Origin of the sequence: Allobosea eneae (assembly GCF_042657265.1) — a bacterium.
Lineage (GTDB): Bacteria > Pseudomonadota > Alphaproteobacteria > Rhizobiales > Beijerinckiaceae > Allobosea > Allobosea eneae.
In genome coordinates this window covers 24430-45685 of record NZ_JBHSLW010000033.1, presented here as the reverse complement: position 1 = coordinate 45685, position 21256 = coordinate 24430, and the positions used below count along the sequence as shown (strand labels likewise).

At 67.6% G+C, this 21256-nt stretch carries 24 protein-coding genes; 9 read left to right on the top strand and 15 right to left on the bottom strand.

What is annotated here, in order from left to right:
• Window positions 1-35: 35 nt before the first annotated feature.
• Together ACFPOB_RS19550 and ACFPOB_RS19545 are read left to right on the top strand one after the other, a co-directional pair.
• Window positions 36-1055: an MraY family glycosyltransferase gene (locus tag ACFPOB_RS19550; protein ID WP_377800047.1), complete on the top strand. Its 1020-nt coding sequence runs from the start codon at window positions 36-38 to the stop codon at window positions 1053-1055.
• A complete protein-coding gene (locus ACFPOB_RS19545) occupies window positions 1052-1984 on the top strand; it encodes an NAD-dependent epimerase/dehydratase family protein (protein WP_377800046.1) in 933 nt (310 codons plus the stop codon). Before ACFPOB_RS19550 ends, ACFPOB_RS19545 begins: the two co-directional genes overlap by 4 nt.
• On the opposite strand, the gene ACFPOB_RS19540 is transcribed toward ACFPOB_RS19545, so the two are convergent.
• From ACFPOB_RS19540 to ACFPOB_RS19530, 3 genes are all read right to left on the bottom strand, one after another.
• Complete coding sequence (locus ACFPOB_RS19540) at window positions 1905-3872, bottom strand: SDR family NAD(P)-dependent oxidoreductase (protein WP_377800045.1); 1968 nt, start codon at window positions 3870-3872, stop codon at window positions 1905-1907. The genes ACFPOB_RS19545 and ACFPOB_RS19540 overlap by 80 nt on opposite strands.
• Before the next feature lie 54 nt (window positions 3873-3926).
• Window positions 3927-4523, bottom strand: a complete 597-nt coding sequence (locus ACFPOB_RS19535) for a TetR/AcrR family transcriptional regulator (RefSeq protein WP_377800044.1) — start codon at window positions 4521-4523, stop codon at window positions 3927-3929.
• A 155-nt stretch (window positions 4524-4678) separates the two neighbouring features.
• On the bottom strand, window positions 4679-6157 hold the full coding sequence (locus ACFPOB_RS19530) for a cobyric acid synthase (RefSeq protein ID WP_377800043.1): 1479 nt from the start codon (window positions 6155-6157) through the stop codon (window positions 4679-4681).
• 248 nt (window positions 6158-6405) lie between these two features.
• Between ACFPOB_RS19530 and ACFPOB_RS19525 the strand changes: the two genes are divergently transcribed.
• Window positions 6406-7557, top strand: coding sequence for an aminotransferase (locus ACFPOB_RS19525; RefSeq protein WP_377800042.1), 1152 nt, complete (start codon window positions 6406-6408; stop codon window positions 7555-7557).
• On the opposite strand, the gene ACFPOB_RS19520 is transcribed toward ACFPOB_RS19525, so the two are convergent.
• The 12 genes from ACFPOB_RS19520 to ACFPOB_RS19465 are packed head-to-tail and all read right to left on the bottom strand — an operon-like array spanning window position 7558 to window position 15500.
• The gene (locus tag ACFPOB_RS19520; protein WP_377800041.1) at window positions 7558-8946 is read right to left on the bottom strand and encodes a tetratricopeptide repeat protein; all 1389 of its coding nucleotides are present in this window, start codon (window positions 8944-8946) and stop codon (window positions 7558-7560) included. It abuts the gene before it with no gap.
• A gap of 33 nt (window positions 8947-8979) precedes the next feature.
• Entirely contained in the window at window positions 8980-9330 is a 351-nt protein-coding gene (locus tag ACFPOB_RS19515) for a RidA family protein (RefSeq protein WP_091835733.1), read from the bottom strand.
• A 60-nt stretch (window positions 9331-9390) separates the two neighbouring features.
• Window positions 9391-9840: a YqaA family protein gene (locus ACFPOB_RS19510; RefSeq protein ID WP_377800040.1), complete on the bottom strand. Its 450-nt coding sequence runs from the start codon at window positions 9838-9840 to the stop codon at window positions 9391-9393.
• On the bottom strand, window positions 9840-10367 hold the full coding sequence (locus tag ACFPOB_RS19505) for a DUF1697 domain-containing protein (RefSeq protein WP_377800038.1): 528 nt from the start codon (window positions 10365-10367) through the stop codon (window positions 9840-9842). The genes ACFPOB_RS19510 and ACFPOB_RS19505 overlap by 1 nt, the downstream gene beginning before the upstream one ends.
• A 33-nt stretch (window positions 10368-10400) precedes the next feature.
• Window positions 10401-11375 (bottom strand): type I pantothenate kinase, encoded by a 975-nt coding sequence (gene coaA / locus ACFPOB_RS19500; RefSeq protein ID WP_377800037.1) that lies wholly within the window; start codon window positions 11373-11375, stop codon window positions 10401-10403.
• 53 nt (window positions 11376-11428) lie between these two features.
• The gene (locus ACFPOB_RS19495; protein WP_377800035.1) at window positions 11429-11749 is read right to left on the bottom strand and encodes a phosphoribosyl-ATP diphosphatase; all 321 of its coding nucleotides are present in this window, start codon (window positions 11747-11749) and stop codon (window positions 11429-11431) included.
• Between the two features lie 3 nt (window positions 11750-11752).
• Window positions 11753-12517, bottom strand: a complete 765-nt coding sequence (gene hisF, locus ACFPOB_RS19490; RefSeq protein ID WP_377800034.1) for an imidazole glycerol phosphate synthase subunit HisF — start codon at window positions 12515-12517, stop codon at window positions 11753-11755.
• Window positions 12514-13260: a 1-(5-phosphoribosyl)-5-[(5-phosphoribosylamino)methylideneamino]imidazole-4-carboxamide isomerase gene (hisA, locus tag ACFPOB_RS19485; protein ID WP_377800033.1), complete on the bottom strand. Its 747-nt coding sequence runs from the start codon at window positions 13258-13260 to the stop codon at window positions 12514-12516. The genes hisF and hisA overlap by 4 nt, the downstream gene beginning before the upstream one ends.
• Entirely contained in the window at window positions 13257-13913 is a 657-nt protein-coding gene (hisH, locus tag ACFPOB_RS19480) for an imidazole glycerol phosphate synthase subunit HisH (RefSeq protein WP_377800031.1), read from the bottom strand. The genes hisA and hisH overlap by 4 nt, the downstream gene beginning before the upstream one ends.
• Window positions 13910-14395 (bottom strand): DUF2628 domain-containing protein, encoded by a 486-nt coding sequence (locus ACFPOB_RS19475; protein ID WP_377800030.1) that lies wholly within the window; start codon window positions 14393-14395, stop codon window positions 13910-13912. The genes hisH and ACFPOB_RS19475 overlap by 4 nt, the downstream gene beginning before the upstream one ends.
• 12 nt (window positions 14396-14407) lie before the next feature.
• Complete coding sequence (gene hisB / locus ACFPOB_RS19470; RefSeq protein ID WP_377800029.1) at window positions 14408-14995, bottom strand: imidazoleglycerol-phosphate dehydratase HisB; 588 nt, start codon at window positions 14993-14995, stop codon at window positions 14408-14410.
• A gap of 58 nt (window positions 14996-15053) precedes the next feature.
• Window positions 15054-15500 carry a hypothetical protein gene (locus ACFPOB_RS19465; RefSeq protein ID WP_377800028.1) on the bottom strand — a complete coding sequence of 149 codons (447 nt, stop codon included), beginning with the start codon at window positions 15498-15500 and terminating at the stop codon, window positions 15054-15056.
• Window positions 15501-15542: 42 nt separating this feature from the next.
• Between ACFPOB_RS19465 and hslV the strand changes: the two genes are divergently transcribed.
• From hslV to ACFPOB_RS19435, 6 genes are all read left to right on the top strand, one after another.
• On the top strand, window positions 15543-16112 hold the full coding sequence (hslV, locus tag ACFPOB_RS19460) for an ATP-dependent protease subunit HslV (RefSeq protein WP_377800027.1): 570 nt from the start codon (window positions 15543-15545) through the stop codon (window positions 16110-16112).
• Window positions 16109-16609 carry a GNAT family N-acetyltransferase gene (locus ACFPOB_RS19455; protein ID WP_377800026.1) on the top strand — a complete coding sequence of 167 codons (501 nt, stop codon included), beginning with the start codon at window positions 16109-16111 and terminating at the stop codon, window positions 16607-16609. The genes hslV and ACFPOB_RS19455 overlap by 4 nt, the downstream gene beginning before the upstream one ends.
• Window positions 16609-17916: an ATP-dependent protease ATPase subunit HslU gene (gene hslU, locus ACFPOB_RS19450; protein ID WP_377800025.1), complete on the top strand. Its 1308-nt coding sequence runs from the start codon at window positions 16609-16611 to the stop codon at window positions 17914-17916. The genes ACFPOB_RS19455 and hslU overlap by 1 nt, the downstream gene beginning before the upstream one ends.
• Window positions 17913-19517: a murein biosynthesis integral membrane protein MurJ gene (gene murJ, locus ACFPOB_RS19445; RefSeq protein ID WP_377800024.1), complete on the top strand. Its 1605-nt coding sequence runs from the start codon at window positions 17913-17915 to the stop codon at window positions 19515-19517. Before hslU ends, murJ begins: the two co-directional genes overlap by 4 nt.
• Before the next feature lie 52 nt (window positions 19518-19569).
• Entirely contained in the window at window positions 19570-20631 is a 1062-nt protein-coding gene (gene trpS / locus ACFPOB_RS19440; protein WP_377800023.1) for a tryptophan--tRNA ligase, read from the top strand.
• A gap of 84 nt (window positions 20632-20715) precedes the next feature.
• Entirely contained in the window at window positions 20716-21210 is a 495-nt protein-coding gene (locus ACFPOB_RS19435) for a universal stress protein (protein WP_377800022.1), read from the top strand.
• Window positions 21211-21256 lie beyond the last annotated feature (46 nt).

Genomic DNA, 21256 nt, shown 5'->3' with positions numbered 1-21256 from the left:
GCGACGCGGCCCGGGTTGGCTATGGTCCGCCCGCCTTGGAACGTTTCGCGCCCCTCCTGCTGATCGCCCTCGCCGCCGGCCTTGCTTTCGCGCTGTGCCTGGCCCTGCGACCGCTGATGATGCGCTATGCGCTGGCGCGGCCGAACGCGCGCTCCAGCCACCGGATACCGACGCCGCAGGGCGGCGGCATCGCCGTGCTCGCCGGCACCTTCCTGGCGCTCGAGGTCGCGCTGACCTTCATCCCCATCGATGCAGGCGCCCGGCAAGGCCTCACCCTAGTCATGCTCGCGTCCGCCCTGCTGGCCGTCGTCGGCGCCTGGGACGATATCCGCCCGCTCTCGCCAGCCCTGCGCCTGCCGCTGCAATTCCTCTGCGTCGGCATCGTCGTCTTCTACGCCGCACCGGACATAAGGCTGCTGCCGGAGACATTGCCGCTCTGGGCCGAGCGCGGCCTTGCGCTGGTCGCCGGCGCCTGGTTCGTCAACCTCGTCAACTTCATGGATGGGATCGACTGGATCACCCTCGCCGGGTTGGTCCCGCTCTCCGGTGCCATTGCGCTCGCCGCCGGCTATGGCATCGTCGACCCTGCCACCGGCCTCCTCGCCGCGGCGCTGCTCGGCGGCCTCCTCGGTTTCGCGCCGCTCAACAGACCGGTGGCGCGTATTTTCCTGGGTGATGTCGGGGCACTGCCGCTCGGATTGCTCGGTGCCTATCTGCTCTATCGCCTCGCCGGCACCGGCGCTCTGACCGCAGCGCTGATCCTGCCGCTCTATCACGTCATGGATTCAACGATCACGCTCTTCCGCCGTCTCATGCGCGGCGAAAAAATCTGGCAGGCGCACCGCTCGCATTTCTACCAGCAGGCGACCGACAACGGCTTCAAGGTCATCGAGATCGTCACGCGGGTCGCTCTGCTCAATCTTTGCCTGATCGGGCTCGCGGCGATCAGCATCGCCGTGCCGGCACTTCCCGCGCAGCTTGGCTGCCTGCTGGCGGCGCTCGTGCTGACAGGGCTGCTGCTCCGTCGCTTCTCGCGCAAGCGGACGCAGTCGTGAAGGGCGAGCGCATTCTGCTGACAGGCGCGAGTGGCTTCGTCGGCAGACACCTGCTGCACGACCTTATCACGCGTGGCTACCAGGTGCGGACGGCAGGTCGTGGCACGGCGCCGGCGATCCCTGGCATCGAGCATGCCGCGATCGGCGACCTCGGCGCGCCGATCGACTGGCAGCCGCTGCTCGATGGCGTCAATCACGTCGTGCACAGCGCCGGATTGGCTCATGCCGATGGCGGCATTCCCGAAGAGCGCTACCAACAGGTGAACGCGCAGGCGACGCTGGCGTTGGCCCGAGCCGCGCAAGCGGCCGGAATCCGGCGCTTCGTCTTCCTGTCCTCGATCCGGGCACAGAGCGGGCCGATCAGTGGCAAACCGCTCAGCGAGGCCGACACGCCCGCCCCGACCGATGCCTATGGGCGCTCCAAGCTAGCAGCCGAACGGGGGCTGGCCGGGCTCGACCTCGACTGGGTGGCACTGCGGCCGGTGCTGGTCTACGGCCCCGGCGTGAAAGCCAATATGGCGGCGCTGCTGAAGCTGGCGCGGCTGCCCGTGCCTCTGCCGCTCGGCGGGCTCGCTGCCAAACGCTCGCTGCTCGCGATCGAGAATCTCACTGACGCGGTCGGCTTCGCCTTGACGCAAGCCTGCCCGACGCGGCGCAGCTATATCGTTTCGGACCCGGAACCCCTGTCGGTTGCCGACATGCTCGCCGCAATGCGCGCGGGCTTGGGGCGGGGGCCGGGGCTGATCCCGATCCCGTCAGCGCTGCTGGCGCTGGCGGCGCGACTCGCCGGGCGCAGCGCTGCCTATGAGCGATTGGCGAACGGGCTCGTCGCCTCGCCGGCTGCGCTGATCAAGGCTGGCTGGCGGCCGCCCGCGGAGACGAAGACTGCATTGGCGCGGCTGGCGGCAAGCCGGGCCGACGTCGGCTGAAATCGGGGATCGCCGCCTCCAGCACCGCCTCGGCGCCGAGCCTGTCCTGCGCCGCCAGCGCCCGCTCGAGATCGCCGAGCCAACCCTGCATGCGGGCGCGGCCGGCGAAGATCGGCTTGGCCGCCATGACGCCGTCGAGCCCGGTCTCGGCCATCGGCTCGTCCTTGGCGAAGAGGATCTCGTTGAGGCGCTCGCCCGGCCGGACGCCGGTCACGGCAATCTCGATGTCGACGCCGGGCTCGTAGCCGGCGAGGCGAATCATGCGCTCGGCGAGGTCGATGATCTTGAGCGGCTGGCCCATCTTCAACACGTAGACGGCGGCGCGCTCGTCCTGAGCCTCATGCTCGGGCGCATGAGAGGCAGCGGTCAGCACAAGGTCGCAGGCCTCGCGGATGGTCATGAAATAGCGGATCATCTCCGGGCTGGTCACGGTGACCGGGCCGCCACGCTCGATCTGCGCCTTGAATTTCGGCACCACCGAGCCGACCGAGCCGAGGACATTGCCAAAGCGCACCGCGACCAGGCGCGTACCGCGATTGCCATTGGCGAATTCGGCGTCGCGCGCCTGGGCGTACATCTCGGCGAAGCGCTTGGTCGCGCCGAGCATCGAGACCGGCTCGATCGCCTTGTCGGTCGAGATCATCACGAAAATGCCGGCGCCGGCGGCGATCGCTGCCTCCATGGCGACGACCGAGCCGAAGATGTTGGTCTTGATGCCTTCGCCCCAGTCGGCTTCGAGATAAGGCACGTGCTTCAGCGCGGCGGCATGGATGACGATATCCGGCGCGAAAGCCCTGAACAGCGGATCGAGGCGGGCTGCGTCGCGAACATCGGCGAGCGCGCCGGTAACGCGGATCGGCAGCTCCTGGGCTGCCAAGGCCTCGGTGACATGGAACAGTGCCGGCTCGGAATTCTCGACGACCAGCAGCTCAGCCGCGCCGAAGGCGGCGCAACGCAGGCAAATCTCCGAGCCTATCGAACCGCCGCCGCCGGTGACGATGACGCGCTTGCCCTTGAGGAAGCTTTCGAGCCGCTCGCGATCGATCTTGACCGAGGGCCGCACCAGCAGGTCCTCGATCTCGAGCGGGGCGAGTTCGCTGCCGCGCAGCCCCTCGCCGAGCGTGTCGAGACGTGAGATCGGAATGGCGAGCTTGCGCGTCAGGGCGAGCCATTTGTCGGGCTCGGCCTCGGCCGTCAGGGCGCTCGGCGTCGCGACAATGCGGCGGAATGGTTCACCCCGCTCGCCGGCATCGGTCGCGACCGTCTCGATCTGCGAGAGCAGGCCGAGCACCGGCACGCCTCTGATGGACTGGCCGAGATCGTCGGACCGCGGCGAGAGGATGCCCGCCGGCCGCATTTTGCCCATCGCGCCCGATTCCATGGCGCGAATCACCATCTCGATGTCGACCGCGCGGCCGAGCAGCAGGGCCGGCAAGGTCGCCTCACGCGCCGCATGGTGCTTGGAACGCGAGTATCTGAGATAGCGATAGGCCAGCCGCGGGCCGCCGAGCAGCGCGATCTGCACCAGCCAATAGAGAACGAGGGTGATCTTGCCGAAGAAGAAATAGCCGTAAAGATTCGGTGCAACGAGGACATAGTCCACGACCAGCAAGGTCATGGTCAGCACCGTTACCGCCCGGACGATGTTCGAGAGGTCCGGCAGCGAGGCGAAGCGCCATTTAGAGCGGTAGAGCTGGAAGAACCAGTAGACCACCCCGGCATAGGCGACGAGGAAGGGCAGGATCGACGGCAATTGCCGCATCCGCTCCTCGAACAGCCAGCCGTCGAAGCGGACGGCGAAGACGAACACGATCGCGAGCGCCGTCATCGCCAGATCGTGGACGATGATGGCGAGCTTCTTGGTGCTCTGTTTGGAGAGGTTCAGCATGCGCCGCGGGGTATCCCGCTCCGCCAGCGCCTTGTCAACGCGAACCGGAGAGACTCAGACCGCGGCGCGGCCGGCACCCAGGCCGGCCAGCACGAAGTCGATCATCTCCTCGACATTCGGGCCCGGCAATTCGGCGCATTGGCCGAGCAGGAGCGGGTGATGGAAGCGCATCATCGCCATGCGGACGCAATGGGTCGCGGTGATCGGATCGCGGGCGGTGAACTCGCCCTTGGCGATGCCGTCGGCGACGACGGAGCGCAGGATCGCGTCATAGCGCTCGATATGGCCGCGGACCACGTCCCAGCTCTCCTCCATCGCGCAGGCGACCATCTCGTGCAGGCGGTGATTGTCGAGATAGCGGGCCGAATTGATCCGGCAGGTCGCGGCGAGGATGTCGCGCAAGCGCTCGGCCGCAGGGCGCTTCTCGGCGGCGATGGCAGCGACCGTCGACTCAAGCTCGCTCATCGAGCGTTCGGCGACTGCCTCGTTAATCGCCTTCTTGGAGTCGAAGAACCGATAGACATTCGCCGGGCTCATGCGCAGCGACTTGGCGATATCCGCGACAGTGGTCTTCTGGTAGCCGATCTGGCGGAAGAACCGCTCGGCGACGTCGATGATCTCGTGCCGTGTATCGCGCTCTACTGTGCTCATGCCAGGGCAACTTCCCGGTCTGACAACTTGTTCCCATAGGCCGTCTGCGGACGCCGTCGTTGACTATGACGAATTTCGTCAGTCGTCAACAAATTGATCCACAAAGCTTTATTTGCGCCGTCCTGACAGTTTTTCGCGTGACGCGGGCTCGATTGTCAGGATCGCGATCGCGCCAGCTCCAGAAGCGTTCCGATATCGAGGTAGCGCTCCAGATGCCCGGCCAGCCGGTCGAGCGTCGCTTCGAGAACGGGCTCGTAGGCTTCGCCTTCCGCGAGCGGCCCCTCGGCGAGATCGGCCAGAAAGGCGCGGCGCAACGGGTCCGAAGTCAGGACGCCATGGAGATAGGTCCCGACGACCTTTCCGTCGGGGCTACGGGCGCCTTCGGCCTGTCCGTCGACGCGGAAAGGCGCGCGTGCCCGGTCGCGCCCCTCGCTGACGCCGAGATGGATCTCATAGGCGCGGCCGGTCGTGCCGCTGGCCGGATGCTCGACCGCAACCTCCCTGACGGTCTTGTCGGGCGTGAGCTCGGTCTCGATGTCGAGCAGCCCGAGACCGGGCGCCGCTGCGGGAGGCCCTTCGAGGCCGAGCGGATCGCGCACGGTCTTGCCGAGCATCTGGTAGCCGCCGCACAGGCCGAGGACATGGCCGCCCCGCCGGCGATGGGCGAGGATGTCGATGTCCCAGCCCTCTTCCCGCAGCCTGGCGAGATCGCGCAATGTCGTCTTCGAGCCCGGCAGGATCACCAGGGCGGCGTCGCCGGGAAGCGGCGTGCCCGGCCCGACGAAGACAAGCTCGACGCCGGGTTCGAGCTTGAGCGGGTCGAGATCGTCGAAATTGGCGATGCCCGGCAGGACGGGAACGACGATCTTCAGCGCACCGGGGCGGGCCGGCAGGCCATGCGCCAGATCGAGAGCGTCCTCCGCGGGCAGGCGCGCGGCATCGGCGAACCAAGGCACGACGCCCAGGCTCGGCCAGCCCGTCGCCCGGGTGATCGTGTCGAGCGCCGGCGTGAACAGGCCGACATCGCCGCGGAAACGGTTGATGGCGAAGCCACGGATCATCGCGCGATCCTCGGCATCCAGCACGGCATGGCTGCCGACCAAGCTGGCGATGACGCCGCCGCGATCGATGTCGCCGATCAGCACGGCCGGAACACCCGCAGCGCGGGAAAAGCCGAGATTGGCGATGTCGCGGGCGCGCAGATTGGTCTCGGCCGGCGAACCCGCGCCCTCGACCAGGATTAGGTCGGCGCCATCGCTGAGACGCTCGAAGCTTTCCAGCACTTTGGGAAGGAAGTCGCCGCGGCGGCTGAAATCGCCGGAGGAGAGATGGCCGGCGACACGACCCTGCAGGATGATCTGGCTGCCGCGCTCGCTCTCGGGCTTGAGCAGTACCGGGTTCATGTCGACATGCGCCGCGATCCGCGCGGCGCGCGCCTGCAGTGCCTGGGCCCGGCCGATCTCGCCCTGCGCGGTCGCAGCGGCGTTGTTCGACATGTTCTGCGGCTTGAACGGCCGCACCTTCAGGCCGCGATCGGCAAAGAGGCGGCAGAGGCCGGCGACGATGAGCGACTTGCCGACATTGGAGCCGGTGCCGAGCAGCATTAGAGCGGGAGTGCGATGGGAAGGGCGCATGGAGCCTGCCTAGCCCGCTTCCAGCCCCAGAAAAAGCTCACCGATCCACGTCAGCGTCCCACGGCTCCAAAGGGGCGAAGAAACCGTGGAGTGCTGGCGTGAACCGGCTGAGGCATAGAGAATACTGACTGCTGACGAATGTCAATATTTATCAGTCCGCATAATCTGCCGCTTTTTCCGGCCGATGCGCGCCGGCGTTGCGCGTGTTATTTCCGACACCCCCGCCTTCCAGAGCGAAGCAAGCCGCGATGAATCCGATCTTCTCCGCCCTTCCGACGACCATCTTCGAGACCATGTCGAGGCTCGCGCGCGAGCACCAGGCCGTCAATCTCGGCCAGGGCTTTCCCGACGATCCCGGCCCGGAGGATGTCCGCCGCAAAGCTGCGGAGGCGGTGGTCGCCGGCTGGAACCAGTACCCGCCGATGATGGGCCTGCCGGAGCTGCGCCAGGCGACGGCGACGCATTTCCGGCATTGGCAGGGCCTGGAGCTCGATCCGGAGGCCGAGGTGATGATCACCTCCGGCGCGACCGAGGCGATCGCCGGCGCGCTGATGGCGATCGTCTCGCCCGGCGACGAGGTCGTGCTGTTCGAGCCGATGTACGACGCCTATCTGCCGCTGGTGCGCCGCGCCGGCGGCATCCCTAAGTTCGTGACGCTGACGCCGCCGCATTTCGGGCTGAGCGAGGAAGCGCTGGCGAAGGCCTTCTCGCCGAAGACCAAGGCGGTGCTGTTCAACAACCCGCTCAACCCGACCGCGACCAATTTCAGCGCGGCCGACCTCGACCTGCTGGCCTCGTTCTGCATCCGGCACGATGCCGTCGCGATCTGCGACGACGTCTGGGAGCATGTCGTCTTCGACGGGCACCGCCATAAGCCGCTGATGAGCCGGCCGGGCATGCGCGAGCGCACGGTCAAGATCTCCTCGGCCGGCAAGATCTTCTCGCTGACCGGCTGGAAGGTCGGCATGGTCATGGCGGCGCCGGAGCTGATGCGCGTGCTCGCCAAGGCGCACCAGTACATCACCTTCACCACGCCGCCGAACCTGCAGGCGGCGGTCGCGTACGGCCTCGGCAAGGACGACGCATATTTCGAGGGGATGCGGACCGACTTCCAGCGCTCGCGCGACCGCTTCGCTGGCGGCCTCAGCGATCTCGGGTTCAGCGTGCTGCCGAGCGCCGGCACCTATTTCCTCAATGTCGACATCGCCCCGCTCGGGCAGGGCGACGACGTCGCCTTCTGCCAACGGCTCGTCGTCGAGCACGGCGTCGCCGCGATACCGGTCAGTGCCTTCTATGCCGAAGGAGCGGTGCGCAATGTCGTGCGCTTCTGCTTCGCCAAGCATGATGCGACGCTGGACAAGGCTCTGGAGCGGCTCGCCGCCTTGCGCGTGAAAGGCTGATCAAGCCTTCCGAAGAGCCTCGACCAAGGTTGCGGCCCGCCGCAGCCTCGGCTCTCGCCGCTTGGCGTCGGCCGCGCGGCCGAGCTCGCGCAGCGTCTCGATCGCCATGACGAGCTCGGTGGTCGCCTTCTCGGCCTCGGTGCGCTCACGGATGCGTTCGGCTAGCTCCAGCCGCGCCTCGGCTCGGTTCGCGGCGCTCTCAGCCCAGAGCGAGGGCACGATCTCACGACGCCTGACCTCCAGCGCCGCGTCGAAGGCGGCGATCGCCTCCTCCAGCACGACCGGCTCGTTGTAATAGCGGGCGAGGCCGACCAGCGCAGCGCCGATCCGGTCCTGCACCTCGGCCCAGTCGAGCGGGACGCTCTCCCGCGGCCGGTCTTCAAGCACCAGCTTGAAGCAGTTCACCGCGGCTTCGAAGGCGGAGACACCGCTGGCGCGCTGGCCGAGCGCGACATGGGTCTTGCCGAGCTCCCATTGCAGCCGGCCCCATTCGCGCGGCATGTCGGCCCGCGTCATCCCTGACAGCCCGGCGCGGAAAGCGGCGACGCCCTCCTCGAGCAGGCCGGCATCATCCTCGACCTCGCCGAGACGGGCGAGCGCCTCGCCGAGCCTGGTCTGCACCGCCGTCCAGAGGCGCGGCGCCTTGGCGCGAGTCAGATCCTCAAGGGTGGTGCGGTAGATTTCGACCGCCTGACGCAGGAGCGCGCCGCCGCCGTCGAAATGCGACAAACCGGTGAGCGAACGCGCCAGCCTGAGCTGCGTTTCGGCCCAGAGCACGGTCTGGTCGAAATTGTCGAGCTTGGCGAGCAGGCCCTGCAACTGGCCGATCGAGGCGACGAAGGCCGACTTGTCGGCGAAATCGGCACCGCGCCGGGCCAGCGCATCGGCCTGCATCCAGGCATAGGTGAGCCCGCTGCCAGCTGCGGCCGAATCGGCGATCAGCGCCGCTTCTGCATAGCGCTCGGCGGCATCGCGATAGGCTTGCGGATTGAGGTGCAGCATCGCCACCGCGCCACGATCGGCGCGGCCGGCGGCGGCGGCGAGCAAGCGGTCGCGCGACAACTTGTCAGGAGCGACCGCGCCATCGAGATTGCGCTGTTCGGCCAAGGCGAGCAGGCGGTCGGCTTCGGCGAGTTTGCCATCGGCCAGCGCCTGCACCGCCTGTCCCTGAAGCCGATCGCGCTCGGGATCCTCGCCGGACGGCTTGGAGAGCCGGGCCTTCAGGCTGCGGAAATCGCCCGCGCGGCGCGCCAGCTTGTTCTCGATGCGGGTGAAATCGGGCTTGCCGGAGGCTTCGCCCATCGAGGCGAGCACGCCGAGCAGCAGCGCGCGGGGAACACCCTCGCGCTGCGAGACACGGGCCAGGATGGTGGCGAGTTCCGGATTCACGTTTGTAAGCCCGCCACCCCTTAGTGAACGCGATCAGACCGCGGCGATGACCGCGATCTCGACAGTGTATTGTGGGCCGGCGAGCTTGGCCTCGACGGTGGCGCGGCCGGGCGTGTTGCCAGCCGAGACCCAGCCATCCCAGACAGCGTTCATCTCGGCGAAGGTCGACATGTCCGAGAGCCAGATGTTGACCATCAGCAACTTCGACTTGTCGGTGCCGGCCTCGGCCAGGAGCCCGTCGATGATCGAGAGGATGTCCTTGGTCTGCTCGGCAACGCTCTTGCCGGCCGCCTTGTCGGCCACCTGACCGGCGAGATAGACCGTGTTGCCATGCACGACGGCCTTGGACATGCGCGGGCCGGGGGCGATGCGCTTGATGCTCATGATCTGGTCTCCATCAGAAGGGCCTCGCTGGTAGCCCGAGACCAGAATCCGCGCAAATGCTTATGCAGCGACCGCCCAGCCCGCCCAGAGCAAGGCATAACGTGCCGTCTTGCCGATGAACACCAGCACAACGAAGCGCAAAAGGGGATAGTTCAGCGACCCTGCGACGAAAGTCAGGGGATCGCCGCCGATCGGCAGCCAGGCGAAGAGCAGCGAGGGCCAGCCGAATCGGGCGAACCAGCCCTTCGCCTTGGCGAAGCGCACGGGATCAGGCCGCAGCCGGGCCGGCAGCCGCTCGACGCCGCCGGTCGCGATCAAGCGGCCGAGCCACCAGTTGACCACCGAGCCTGCCGTGTTGGCGAGCGAGGCGACGATGAAGAGAATGGTCGGATCGACGGTCTTGGCCGCCAGCAAGCCGACGAAGACGGCCTCCGACTGGGCGGGCAGCAGCGTCGCGGCGACGAAGGCCGCGCCGGCCATCAGGCCGAGGGAGGCGAAATCGAGCGGCATCAGTCCAGCATCGCGGCGAGCGCCTTGACGGTGTTGGCGTTGCGTAGCGTGCCGATGCCGAGTTTTTTCGTCGTCAGATGCGAGAGCAGCCTCGTCTCGCTCGGCTCACCGCCGAAATCGATCCAGAGATCGCCATCAGCGAGGGCAAGCGCAATACCGGGCGCGGCGAGGGCGCGGAGCATGGCCAGGGCGTCCGGGCCAAGCGGCTTTCGCATGACACGGATGCCGACATCGGCGCCACCCCGTTTGGAGAAAGGGTTTTGGGCGGCAAGCCGCCGCCAGTCGCCAGCCTTGCGCGCGATGATATCGACATGCTTGCCGAAATGGGCGCGGAAGCCGGCTTCCAACCGCTCCTCGACTGCAGCGAGCGGCGCATCCTCGCCCTCGAAGACCAGATTGCCGGTGGCGACCCAGCTGCGGACCTCGCGAAAGCCCGCCTTCGCCGCCATCGCCTTCAGATCCGCCATCACCACGCGCTTGCCGGGGCCGAGCACGATCGAGTGCAGCAGGGCGACATAAGTCGTCATCGCGGTTGGCACCCGGCCCGCTTCAAGCCCGCGCTAGAGCCGCCGCAGCGAGACCTGCTGGATGCGGTGGCTGGCGCCCTTGGTCAGGATCAGGCTGGCGCGCTGGCGGGTCGGCACGATGTTCTCGCGCAGATTGGGCAGGTTGATGCCGGTCCAGAGCTTCTCGGCGATCGAGAGCGCCTCGTCTTCGCCGATCTCGGCGTATTTGCGGAAGAAGGAGCGCGGATCGCGGAAGGCGGTCTGGCGCAGCGTCATGAAGCGGTTGACGTACCAGCGGTGCAGGTCGTTCTCATCGGCGTCGAGATAGACCGAGAAGTCGAAGAAATCGGAGACGAAGGGAATGATCGTTCCGTCCCTGGGCAGGCGGCTCGCCTGCAGTACGTTCAAGCCTTCGAGGATCAGGATGTCCGGCCGCTCGACCGTGACCTGCTCGCCTGGCACGACGTCGTAGACCAGATGCGAATAGACGGGAGCGCTCACGGCGCGCTTGCCCGCCTTCACATCGGAGAGGAAGCGCAGGATCGCGGCGCTGTCATAGCTCTCCGGGAAGCCCTTGCGCTGCATCAGGCCGCGGCGTTCGAGCTCGGCGTTCGGCAACAGGAAGCCGTCGGTGGTGACGAGCTCGACCTTCGGCGTGTTCGGCCAGCGCGAGAGCAGGGCCTGGAGCACGCGCGCCGTGGTCGACTTGCCGACCGCGACCGAGCCGGCGACACCGATGACATAGGGGACCTTGACCTCTGCCTCAGCCATCAGGAAGCGCTGCGTCGCCTTGAACAGACCCTGCGTCGCCGCGACATACAGCGAGAGCAGGCGCGAGAGCGGCAGATAGATCGCGACGATCTCGTCGAGCGAGATCGGGTCGTTGATCGACTGCAGCCTGGTAAGGTCGTCGACCGACAGGGTCAGCGGCGTGTCGGCGCGCAGATGCGCCCACTCGTCACGCGAGAACGTGCGATAGGGCGAGACCAGATCGGGGGCGGATGGCGCCGCGATCGGACGCTGGTCCATGATGCCCCCCGTCTTCCAGGCTTCGAGGTTCAACGCGACACTCGCCTCGACTTCTAACGGGGCCGCGCTGCCTTCTCGGCCAGGCCGGAGCGCGCAGTACGGGCCTCAAGCTGGCTCAAGACGTCCCGCAATGCAACATCGCGGGACCTGAGCACGACCAAAAGATGATAAAGCAGATCGGCGCTCTCGGCGATCAGTTCGTCGCGATCGCCCTTCACCGCGGCGATCACGGCCTCGACCGCCTCCTCGCCCAACTTCTTGGCGGCGCGCCCGGGACCGGCGGCCAAAAGCTTGGCCGTCCAGGATTCCTCCGGCGGGGCACTCGCCCGCTCGGCGACGATGCGTTCGAGATCGGCGAGGGTGAAATCGGTCATCGCTCAGTCCAGCCGCATCGCCAGCCCGGCAGCGGCCATATGCGCCTTGGCCTGCGGGATGCTGTAGGTGCCGAAATGGAAGATCGAGGCGGCGAGCACCGCCGAGGCGTGGCCGTCACGCACGCCGGCGACGAGGTCGTCGAGATCGCCGACCCCGCCCGAGGCGATCACCGGCACCGAGACCGCGTCGGCGATGCGCTGGGTCAGGCCGATGTCGTAGCCCGACTTGGTGCCGTCGCGGTCCATCGAGGTCACCAGCAATTCGCCGGCGCCGAGCGAGACCACCTCGCGGGCGAAGGCGATGGCGTCGATGCCGGTGGCGTTGCGCCCGCCATGAGTGAAGATTTCCCAGCGGCCGGGCGTGACCTGCTTGGCGTCGATGGCGACGACGATGCACTGGTCGCCGAATTTTTCTGCCGCTTCCTTGACGAAGGGGCGGTTTGTCACCGCAGCGGTGTTGATCGCGACCTTGTCGGCGCCGGCCAGCAGCAGCGCCCGGATGTCCTCGACCTTGCGCACGCCGCCGCCGACGGTCAGCGGCATGAAGCAGGCCTCGGCCGTGCGGGTGACGACGTCGAGCAGGGTGCCGCGCGCCTCGTGGCTCGCGGTGATGTCGAGGAAGCAGAGTTCGTCGGCCCCCGCGGCGTCATAGGCCTTGGCCGCCTCGACGGGATCGCCGGCATCGACAAGATCGACGAACTGCACGCCCTTGACGACGCGGCCGTCCTTGACGTCGAGGCAGGGGATGATGCGCGTCTTCAGGGTCATGCCGCCGCTCCCTTGTCCGCCTCGGCCAAGCGCGCCAGCGCCGCAGCCGGATCGATCCGGCCATCATAGAGCGCGCGGCCGGTGATCGCGCCTTCGAGGATTGCAGCGTCGGGCGCGCAGAGCCGCTCGATATCGGCCATGGAGGCGAGGCCGCCGGAAGCGATCACCGGGATCGAGAGCGCATGGGCGAGCGCGATCGTGCCGTCCCAGTTGATACCCTGGAGCATGCCGTCGCGGGCGATGTCGGTGTAGACGATGGCGGCGACGCCGGCATCCTCGAAGCGGCGCCCGAGATCGTCGGCGGCCAGCGCCGAGGTCTCGGCCCAGCCCTCGACCGCGACGAAGCCGTCGCGTGCGTCGATGCCGACCGCGACCTTGCCCGGAAACGCCTTCGCGGCCTCGCGGACGAAACCGGGATCGCGCACCGCCGCCGTGCCGATGATGACGCGGGCAATGCCCTTGGCGAGCCAGCCCTCGACCGTCTTCATGTCGCGGATACCGCCGCCGAGCTGCACGGGGAAGCCGACACGCTCAAGGATCGCCTCGACGGCGGCCGCATTCATCGGCTTGCCGGCGAAAGCGCCGTCGAGATCGACGACGTGCAGCCACTGGAAGCCCTGGGACTCGAAGGTCGCGGCCTGGGCGGCGGGATCGTCGTTGAAGATCGTCGCCTGATCCATGTCGCCCTGCTTCAGGCGCACGCAGCGGCCCTCTTTCAGGTCGATGGCGGGATACAGGATCACGGCGCCCACCTCAGGAAATTGCCGATCAGCTTGAGGCCGAGCTTCTGGCTCTTCTCGGGATGGAACTGGGTGCCGGCGATGTTGTCCTTTGCCACGATCGCGGTGACCGGGCCACCGTAATCGGTCAGCGCCAGAACCTCCTGCGGCTTTGCGGCCGTCAGCGCGTAGGAATGGACGAAATAGGCATGCCAGCCGGAGGGGCCGGTCTCGATGCCGGCGAGCAGCGGGTGTTCGTCCTGCGGATGCAGCGTGTTCCAGCCCATATGCGGAATCTTCAGGGCATCATCCTGCGGGCGGATCAGCGCGACGTCGCCGGCGATCCAGCCAAGGCCCTCGGTGGTGACGTATTCGAGGCCGCGGCTCGCCATCAGCTGCATACCGACGCAGATGCCGAGGAAGGGCCGGCCCTTGCCGCGCACGGTCTCCTCCAGCGCCTCGACCATGCCGGAAACGGCGTCGAGCCCGCGCCGGCAATCGGCGAAGGCGCCGACGCCGGGCAGGACGATGCGATCGGCAGCACGGACCTCGGCGGGATCGCTGGTGACGCGGATGGTCGCTGGCGTGCCGGCCTCATTGGCGGCGCGCTCGAAGGCCTTGGCGGCCGAGTGCAGATTGCCCGAGCCGTAATCGACGATGGTGATTATCTGGCTCATCGCCCGTTCGCCTCGGGGAAGAGACCGATCACCGGCGCGGAACTCGGCGCAAAGCGCGTGGGAGCCGGCGTCGTCTCGACGACGCGCGGCGGCGCGCCGGCCGGCAGGGCCCGTTCGAAGAAGCGGCGCTCGGCGCTGGAGAGGTCGGGTGCCTCGACGACATCGACGAGCCGCCAGCCCTGCCGCAGCAGCTTGCGCGCGATCAGGTTCTGGCCCTCAAAGCCGAGGAAGACCGCAAGCGCGGTATGCGACAGCATCACCGCGAGGAAGGAGAAGCCGATCTGACGCTGCAGATAAACCAGCCCGCCCCAGACCAGCGCGTAGACGATGAAGGCGAGCCAAAGCCGTTTGAACAGCAGCCAGACGCCGCCGAAGACCAGCGCCGAAAAGGTGAAGCTCTCGGGCAGGAGCCTGGCCTGCTCGACCTCTTCGCGCAACCCGCCGGCGCCCGGCGGCGGGATCAGAGCCTGATAAAACGCCATGGCAGCGATCCCTTACAGAGCGCCCTTGGTCGAGGGCACGCGGCCGCCCTCGCGCGGATCGACTTCCAGCGCCTGGCGCAATGCCCGTGCCAGGCCCTTGAAGCAGCTTTCGGCGATATGATGGGCATTGTCGCCATAGAGCGTCTCGACATGCAGGGTCAGCCCGGCATTGATCGCGAAGGCCTGGAAGAACTCGCGCACCAGCTCTGTGTCGAAGCTGCCGATCTTCTCCGCCCTGAACTGCGTCCGGAAGACCAAGAAGGGCCGGCCGGAGACGTCGACCGCGACGCGGGTCAGCGTCTCGTCCATCGGCAGGTGGACATCGGCATAGCGGCGGATGCCCTTCTTGTCGCCGAGCGCCTGCTTCAGCGCCTCGCCGAGCGCGATGCCGGCATCCTCGACCGAGTGATGGTCGTCGATATGGGTGTCGCCCTTCACCTTGACCGTGGTGTCGATCAGGGAATGGCGGGCGAACAGGTCGAGCATATGGTCGAAAAAGCCGACGCCGGTCGAAATCTCGGCCTTGCCCGTGCCGTCGAGCACGAGCTTGACCGCAATGTCGGTCTCGTTGGTGCGGCGCTTCACTTCGCCCGAACGCATGCTGACCTCTGTGCCCTCGCAAAACCGTGCCCGCTTTAGCAGGCGCCGGAGCGGATCGCTATCCCGGCGGCGGACCAAAGCGGCGCAGGAAAGCCCGCGCCCGCGGCAAGGCATCGTGCAGGAACTGGCCGGGCTCGCGCAGCCAGAGGCCGTCATAGGCCTTCGATTTCGCTTCGCTGATCAGCACATCCTGGGGCAGGGACACGAGCGTTCCGTCCCAGCCCGGCCACCAGAGCCGGCCTTTGGCCCAGTGATGGGCGACCAGGGCCTCTTCGCAGCGATAGCCGTGAAAATCGAAGGCAACCCTGCCATCGCTGACAAAGACGTGGTTGCCGGTGAAGCCTTCGGCCGGTCTGATCCAAACGGCGTGGAAACCGTGCTCCGGATAGGTTTCCAGGAAGGCGTAGGCGAGGATGTGGCAGGCGCCGCAGGCGAAGAAGACCCGCTCGGGCAGATTCCAGCGTTTGGCCGGCTCGCTCTTGATACCGGGCTTCAGCCTGAACATCTTGGCGGTTCCCGTTGACCGTTTGCCCGAGACCGAATCGCAATGTCAGAGACTAGCAACGCCCCCGTCATGCACGCGACCACCATCCTGATGGTGCGCAAGGGCGGCCGGGTCGTGATCGGCGGCGACGGCCAGGTCTCGCTCGGCCAGACGATCATGAAGGGCAACGCCAAGAAGGTGCGCCGCCTCGCCAAGGGTGCGGTGATCGCGGGCTTCGCCGGCGCGACCGCCGACGCCTTCACCCTGTTCGAGCGGCTGGAGGCCAAGCTGGAGCAGTTTCCGACACAATTGCTGCGCGCCTGCGTCGAGCTCGCCAAGGACTGGCGCACCGATCGCTATCTGCGCCGGCTGGAAGCCATGCTGCTCGTCGCCGACAAGGAGGTCTCGCTGCTGATCTCGGGCACTGGCGACGTGCTGGAGCCGGAGCCCTCCGAGCATGGCTCGGTGATGGCGATCGGCTCCGGCGGCAATTATGCGCTTGCCGCAGCCCGCGCGCTGGTCGACGGCGAGGCCGATGCCGAGACGATCGTGCGCAAGGCGATGAAGATCGCCGGCGACATCTGCGTTTATACCAACCATTCCCTCGTCATCGAGAGCCTCGAGACCCCATGAACTTCGTCGCCGACGGCTACGCCTTCGCCCCCGCGACGCCTGACGATTTCCCGATGCTGGCGCGCTGGCTCGAACAGGACCATGTCCGACGCTGGTGGGGCGATCCCGACGAGGAACTCGCCGAGATCGCGCGCATCTTCGGCGATCCCAGCATGGAGGCACTGATCGTCAGCCATGACGGGCGGCCCTTTGCCCATCAGCAGAGCTGGGATCCGTCGCTCTGGCCGGATTACCCGCTGCAGGACCAGCCGGCCGGCACGCGCGGCATCGACCAGTTCATCGGCGAGGCCGACATGCTCGGCCAGGGCCATGGCACGCGCTTCATCGGCGCCTTCGCCCGGCATCTCTTGGCGAAGGGTGCGCCGCGGGTGGTGATCGACCCCGATCCGGCGAATCTCGCCGCGATCCGCGCCTATGAGAAGGCCGGCTTCACCGCCCTAGATGTTCGCGAGACCGGCGACGGCCCCGCGCTGATCATGTTCCAGGAACCTGTTTGATGACGTCGTTTTCCCCTCGCGAGATCGTCTCCGAGCTCGACCGCTATATCGTCGGCCAGAAGGACGCCAAGCGCGCCGTCGCGATCGCCCTGCGCAATCGCTGGCGCCGGCAGCAATTGGAAGGGCCGCTGCGCGAGGAGGTCGCGCCCAAGAACATCCTGATGATCGGGCCGACCGGCTGCGGCAAGACCGAGATCGCCCGCCGCCTCGCCAAGCTGGCGAACGCGCCCTTCCTCAAGGTCGAAGCGACCAAGTTCACCGAGGTCGGCTATGTCGGCCGCGACGTCGAATCGATCGTGCGCGACCTGGTCGAGGTCGCGATCGGCCTCGTCCGCGAGAGTCGGCGCAAGGATGTCGAGGCCAAGGCGCATGTCGCGGCCGAGGAGCGCGTCCTCGATGCCCTCGTCGGACCGACGGCGAGCGCGACCACGCGCGACAGCTTCCGCCGCAAGCTGCGCAACAACGAGCTCGACGACAAGGAAATCGAGGTCGAGATCGCCTCGGCGGCGTCTAGTGCGCCGATGTTCGAGGTGCCCGGCATGCCCGGCGCCTCGATCGGTGCGATCAACCTCTCCGACATGCTCGGCAAGGCCTTCGGGCAGCGCGGCAAGCCCAAGCGCGTGCTGGTCAAGGACGCCTACGCACCGCTGCTCGCCGAGGAGAGCGACAAGCTGATCGACCAGGACGCGATCGTCCAGGCGGCGATCCGCGAGGTCGAGAATAACGGCATCGTCTTCCTCGACGAGATCGACAAGATCTGCGCCCGCGAGGGCCGCGGCGGCGCCGATGTCTCGCGCGAGGGCGTGCAGCGCGACCTGCTGCCGCTGATCGAGGGCACCACCGTCGCGACCAAGCACGGGCCGGTGAAGAGCGACCACATCCTGTTCATCGCGTCCGGCGCCTTCCACGTCTCGAAGCCATCGGACCTCTTGCCGGAGCTGCAGGGGCGCCTGCCGATCCGGGTCGAGCTCTCGCCGCTCGACGTCGAGGACTTCAAGCGCATCCTGACCGAGACCGAGGCCAGCCTGATCAAGCAGTCGGTGGCGATGCTGGCGACCGAGCAGGTGACGATCGACTTCACGCCGGACGCGGTCGCAGCGATCGCGCGCATCGCGGTCGAGGTCAATTCGACGGTCGAGAACATCGGCGCCCGCCGGCTCCAGACGGTGATCGAGCGCATCCTCGACGAGATCTCCTTCACCGCGACCGACCGCGGCGGCGAGAGCGTGACGATCGACGCGGCCTATGTCGAAGCGCGCATCGGCGACCTCGCGAAGAATGCCGATCTGAGCCGGTTCATTCTGTGAACACTCCGGGCGAGGCAGAGCCCCCTTCCTCCCGCCTCGCCCGCGATTCCCTGATCGTCGGCGCGGCGACGATCCTGTCGCGCCTGCTCGGCTTCGCCCGGGACGTGCTGATCGCGCGCCTGCTCGGCGCCGGTCCGGTGGCGGACGCCTTCCTGGCGGCGCTGCGCCTGCCCAATCTGGTCCGGCGCGTGCTCGGTGAAGGCGGACTTAACGCACCCTTCGTGCCGCTCTACCTCGCGATCAAGGCCGAGCGCGGCGATGAGGCTGCCAAGCGCTTCGCCGGCGAAGCGGCGAGCCGGCTCGGGCTGTTGCTGCTCGGCTTCGTCGTTCTGGCCGAAATCTTCGCGGCTTGGGTCGTGCTCGGGCTGGCCGGCGGCTTCGCCGACGAACCGCAGACGCTAGCGCTCGCCGCCTTCTATACAAGGCTGATGCTGCCTTTCGTGCTGCTGACCACGCTCGCCGCTTTGCTGGCGGCGCTGCTCAATGCCGAGGGACGCTTCACCGTAGCGGCGTTGGCGCCGGCCCTGATGAACGCGATCCTGCTCGCGGCCTTGCTGTTCGCACTGTTCCGCGGCGGTGACAGCCATGCCAACGCGACATTGCTCGCCGCCTGCCTCAGCCTCACCGGCCTGGCGCATCTCGCCATGATCCTATGGCGGCTGCTTGGCATCGGCCTGCCGCGCCCCGGCCTGCGCTGGTCACCGGACATGAGCCGGCTGGTCAGGACAGGCGGGGCGACATTGCTCGCTGCCTCCGCCGCGCAACTCGTCCTCCTGATCTCGACGCAGATCGCCTCGACCGAGCCCGGCTCGGTCTCGGCGCTGTATTATGCCGACCGTGTCTTCCAGCTGCCGCTCTCCTTCTTCGGCGTCGCCATGGGCACGGTCGTGCTCTCAGCCATGGCTGGCGAACGCTCGCAGGCGGACCACGACGCCCTGCTCGGCCGGGCGCTGGCGCTCGGGCTGGCGCTTGCGATCCCAGCCGCGGCGGCCCTCTATGTGCTGGCCGAGCCGATCGTCTCGGTGCTGTTCGAGAACGGGCAGTTCAACGCCGCCGACCGCGAGCGTACCGCCGCCGCGCTGGCCGCCTTCGCCTGCGGCCTGCCCTTCGCACTCGCCGCCAAAGTCTTCGGACAGGTCTATTTCGTGCGCCGCCTGCCGCGCCTGCCGCTGATCGCCGGATTCGCCGCGGTCGCCGTGGCGGCGGTCGCGGGCTTTTTCCTGCTCGGCTGGCGTGATGCGGCGATGATCGGCGCGCTGGCGGCAAGCCTCGCCTTCATCGTTCAGGCGGCACTGCTCGGCCTCAATCTGCTGCAATCCGGCTTGTGGCGGCCGCGCTGGGCCGATGCCAGGACCATCCTCGCCATCGTCATCGCCGCGGTGCTCATGGTGGCTGCGCTCGAGGCCATGATCAGGCCACTCCTCTCTGCGCTGAACCCGAGCCAGCCGGGGCTGTGGCGCGCCGGCGCCCTGGCCTTGCTGTGCTGCACAGGTGCTGCTGTTTACGCCGTCGCGGGCTTCCTGCTCGGCGCCTTCGATGCGGTTCTGCCGCCGCGGCTCTTGCGCCTTCGCGGCGCTTCCGTCAGAACGCCGCGTTCCTGAGCGGATCGACCCCCGACTCACGACTTTTTTCGCCCTGACGACGGAGCGCCCCATGGCCGCTTTCTCTCCCCGCGTCTTCTCCGGCATGCAGCCGACCTCGACGCTCCATCTCGGCAATTATCTCGGCGCGCTGGTGAACTGGGTCGCGATGCAGAAGACCCATGACTGCATCTATTGCGTCGTCGACATGCACGCGATCACGCAGGGGCTCGACGTCTGGGGCGGGCCGGCGGAGCTGACCCGCGCCACGCGCGAGGTCGCGGCCGCCTATATCGCCGCCGGCGTCGATCCCAAGAAGAGCATCATCTTCAACCAGAGCCAGGTCTCCGGCCATGCCGAGCTCGCCTGGGTGTTCAACACGATCGCCCGGCTCGGCTGGCTCAACCGCATGACCCAGTTCAAGGAGAAGGCCGGCAAGGACCGCGAGAACGCCTCGGTCGGGCTCTACGACTATCCCGTGCTGATGGCGGCCGACATCCTGCTCTACAAGGCGACGCATGTCCCGGTCGGCGAGGACCAGAAGCAGCATCTCGAATTGACCCGCGACATCGCCCAGAAGTTCAACAACGATTTCGCCGAACGCATCGCCGAGCTTAACCTCGGCACTGGCGATCTCGGCTATTTCCCGCTGCCCGAGCCGATGATCCAGGGCCCGGCGCCGCGGGTGATGAGCCTGCGCGACGGCACCAAGAAGATGTCGAAGTCGGATCCGTCGGATTATTCGCGCATCAACCTGACCGACGATGCCGACATGATCGCGCAGAAAATCCGCAAGGCGAAGACCGACCCGGAGGCGCTGCCCTCCGAAGAGAAGGGTCTGGAGGGCCGGCCGGAGGCCGAGAACCTGGTCGGGATCTATGCCGGGCTCTCCGGCGAGAGCAAGGCGCAGGTGCTCGGCCAGTTCGGCGGCAGCCAGTTCTCCGGCTTCAAGGCGGCGCTGGTCGAGCTCGCGGTCGGCAAGCTCGCGCCGATTGCCGACGAGATGCGCCGCCTGCTCGCCGACCCCAGCCATATCGACGCCATCCTCAGCGACGGCGCCGACCGCGCCGCCGCGATCGCTGCGCCGATCATGCTGGATGTCAAGGACATCACCGGCTTCGTGCGCCGGCGCTGATCCAACGGCCGTCGCGAGAGAGGCTTGCGCTGACCTTGCGACGCCTGTCACCATGACACGTCCTCGAAGCGGCGAGAGGCAGCAATGGTCAAGAGACGGCGGTCCTATGAGACGGGCCATCGCCCGAAATTCCTCGCTGTCGTCGATGATAGCGAGGAGTGCGCGAAGGCGGTGCGCTTCGCGGCGCGGCGCTGCGCCCGCCTCGGCGCCTCGATCGTGCTGCTCGGCGTGGTCACTCCGCCCCCCGACGAGACCTGGCTCGGCGTCGGCGACATGGTGCAGGCCGATGCCGAGGCCGAGGCGCAGGAGCTGATCGACGCGGCGGCCGCCGCCGTTCGCTCGCTCGCCGGGCTCGAACCCGAGAAGGTTGTGCGCACCGGCGTCAAGGCCGACGAGATGGTCAAATTGATCGAAGCCGACGAGGACATCTCCTTGCTGGTCCTCGCCGCCGGCACCGGCCGCGACGGGCCGGGTCCGCTGGTCAGCGCGCTCGCCGGCAAGGGGGCCGGCAGCTTCCCGATCCCGGTCGCGATCGTGCCCGGCCACCTCGACGACGAGGAAATCGACGCGCTGGCCTGATCGCGCATAGCTGCGGCTGGAATGATTCCAGCGTCCGGCCTATATC

Excerpts from the sequence above, each read along its gene's own strand:
- ACFPOB_RS19540 (WP_377800045.1), bottom strand. The coding sequence starts at position 3,872 with ATGCTGAACCTCTCCAAACAGAGCACCAAGAAGCTCGCCATCATCGTC.
- ACFPOB_RS19535 (WP_377800044.1), bottom strand. The coding sequence starts at position 4,523 with ATGAGCACAGTAGAGCGCGATACACGGCACGAGATCATCGACGTCGCC.
- ACFPOB_RS19530 (WP_377800043.1), bottom strand. The coding sequence starts at position 6,157 with ATGCGCCCTTCCCATCGCACTCCCGCTCTAATGCTGCTCGGCACCGGC.
- ACFPOB_RS19525 (WP_377800042.1), top strand. The coding sequence starts at position 6,406 with ATGAATCCGATCTTCTCCGCCCTTCCGACGACCATCTTCGAGACCATG.
- ACFPOB_RS19515 (WP_091835733.1), bottom strand. The coding sequence starts at position 9,330 with ATGAGCATCAAGCGCATCGCCCCCGGCCCGCGCATGTCCAAGGCCGTC.
- ACFPOB_RS19510 (WP_377800040.1), bottom strand. The coding sequence starts at position 9,840 with ATGCCGCTCGATTTCGCCTCCCTCGGCCTGATGGCCGGCGCGGCCTTC.
- ACFPOB_RS19505 (WP_377800038.1), bottom strand. The coding sequence starts at position 10,367 with ATGACGACTTATGTCGCCCTGCTGCACTCGATCGTGCTCGGCCCCGGC.
- coaA (WP_377800037.1), bottom strand. The coding sequence starts at position 11,375 with ATGGACCAGCGTCCGATCGCGGCGCCATCCGCCCCCGATCTGGTCTCG.
- ACFPOB_RS19495 (WP_377800035.1), bottom strand. The coding sequence starts at position 11,749 with ATGACCGATTTCACCCTCGCCGATCTCGAACGCATCGTCGCCGAGCGG.
- hisF (WP_377800034.1), bottom strand. The coding sequence starts at position 12,517 with ATGACCCTGAAGACGCGCATCATCCCCTGCCTCGACGTCAAGGACGGC.
- hisH (WP_377800031.1), bottom strand. The coding sequence starts at position 13,913 with ATGAGCCAGATAATCACCATCGTCGATTACGGCTCGGGCAATCTGCAC.
- ACFPOB_RS19475 (WP_377800030.1), bottom strand. The coding sequence starts at position 14,395 with ATGGCGTTTTATCAGGCTCTGATCCCGCCGCCGGGCGCCGGCGGGTTG.
- hisB (WP_377800029.1), bottom strand. The coding sequence starts at position 14,995 with ATGCGTTCGGGCGAAGTGAAGCGCCGCACCAACGAGACCGACATTGCG.
- ACFPOB_RS19465 (WP_377800028.1), bottom strand. The coding sequence starts at position 15,500 with ATGTTCAGGCTGAAGCCCGGTATCAAGAGCGAGCCGGCCAAACGCTGG.
- hslV (WP_377800027.1), top strand. The coding sequence starts at position 15,543 with ATGTCAGAGACTAGCAACGCCCCCGTCATGCACGCGACCACCATCCTG.
- ACFPOB_RS19455 (WP_377800026.1), top strand. The coding sequence starts at position 16,109 with ATGAACTTCGTCGCCGACGGCTACGCCTTCGCCCCCGCGACGCCTGAC.
- hslU (WP_377800025.1), top strand. The coding sequence starts at position 16,609 with ATGACGTCGTTTTCCCCTCGCGAGATCGTCTCCGAGCTCGACCGCTAT.
- trpS (WP_377800023.1), top strand. The coding sequence starts at position 19,570 with ATGGCCGCTTTCTCTCCCCGCGTCTTCTCCGGCATGCAGCCGACCTCG.
- ACFPOB_RS19435 (WP_377800022.1), top strand. The coding sequence starts at position 20,716 with ATGGTCAAGAGACGGCGGTCCTATGAGACGGGCCATCGCCCGAAATTC.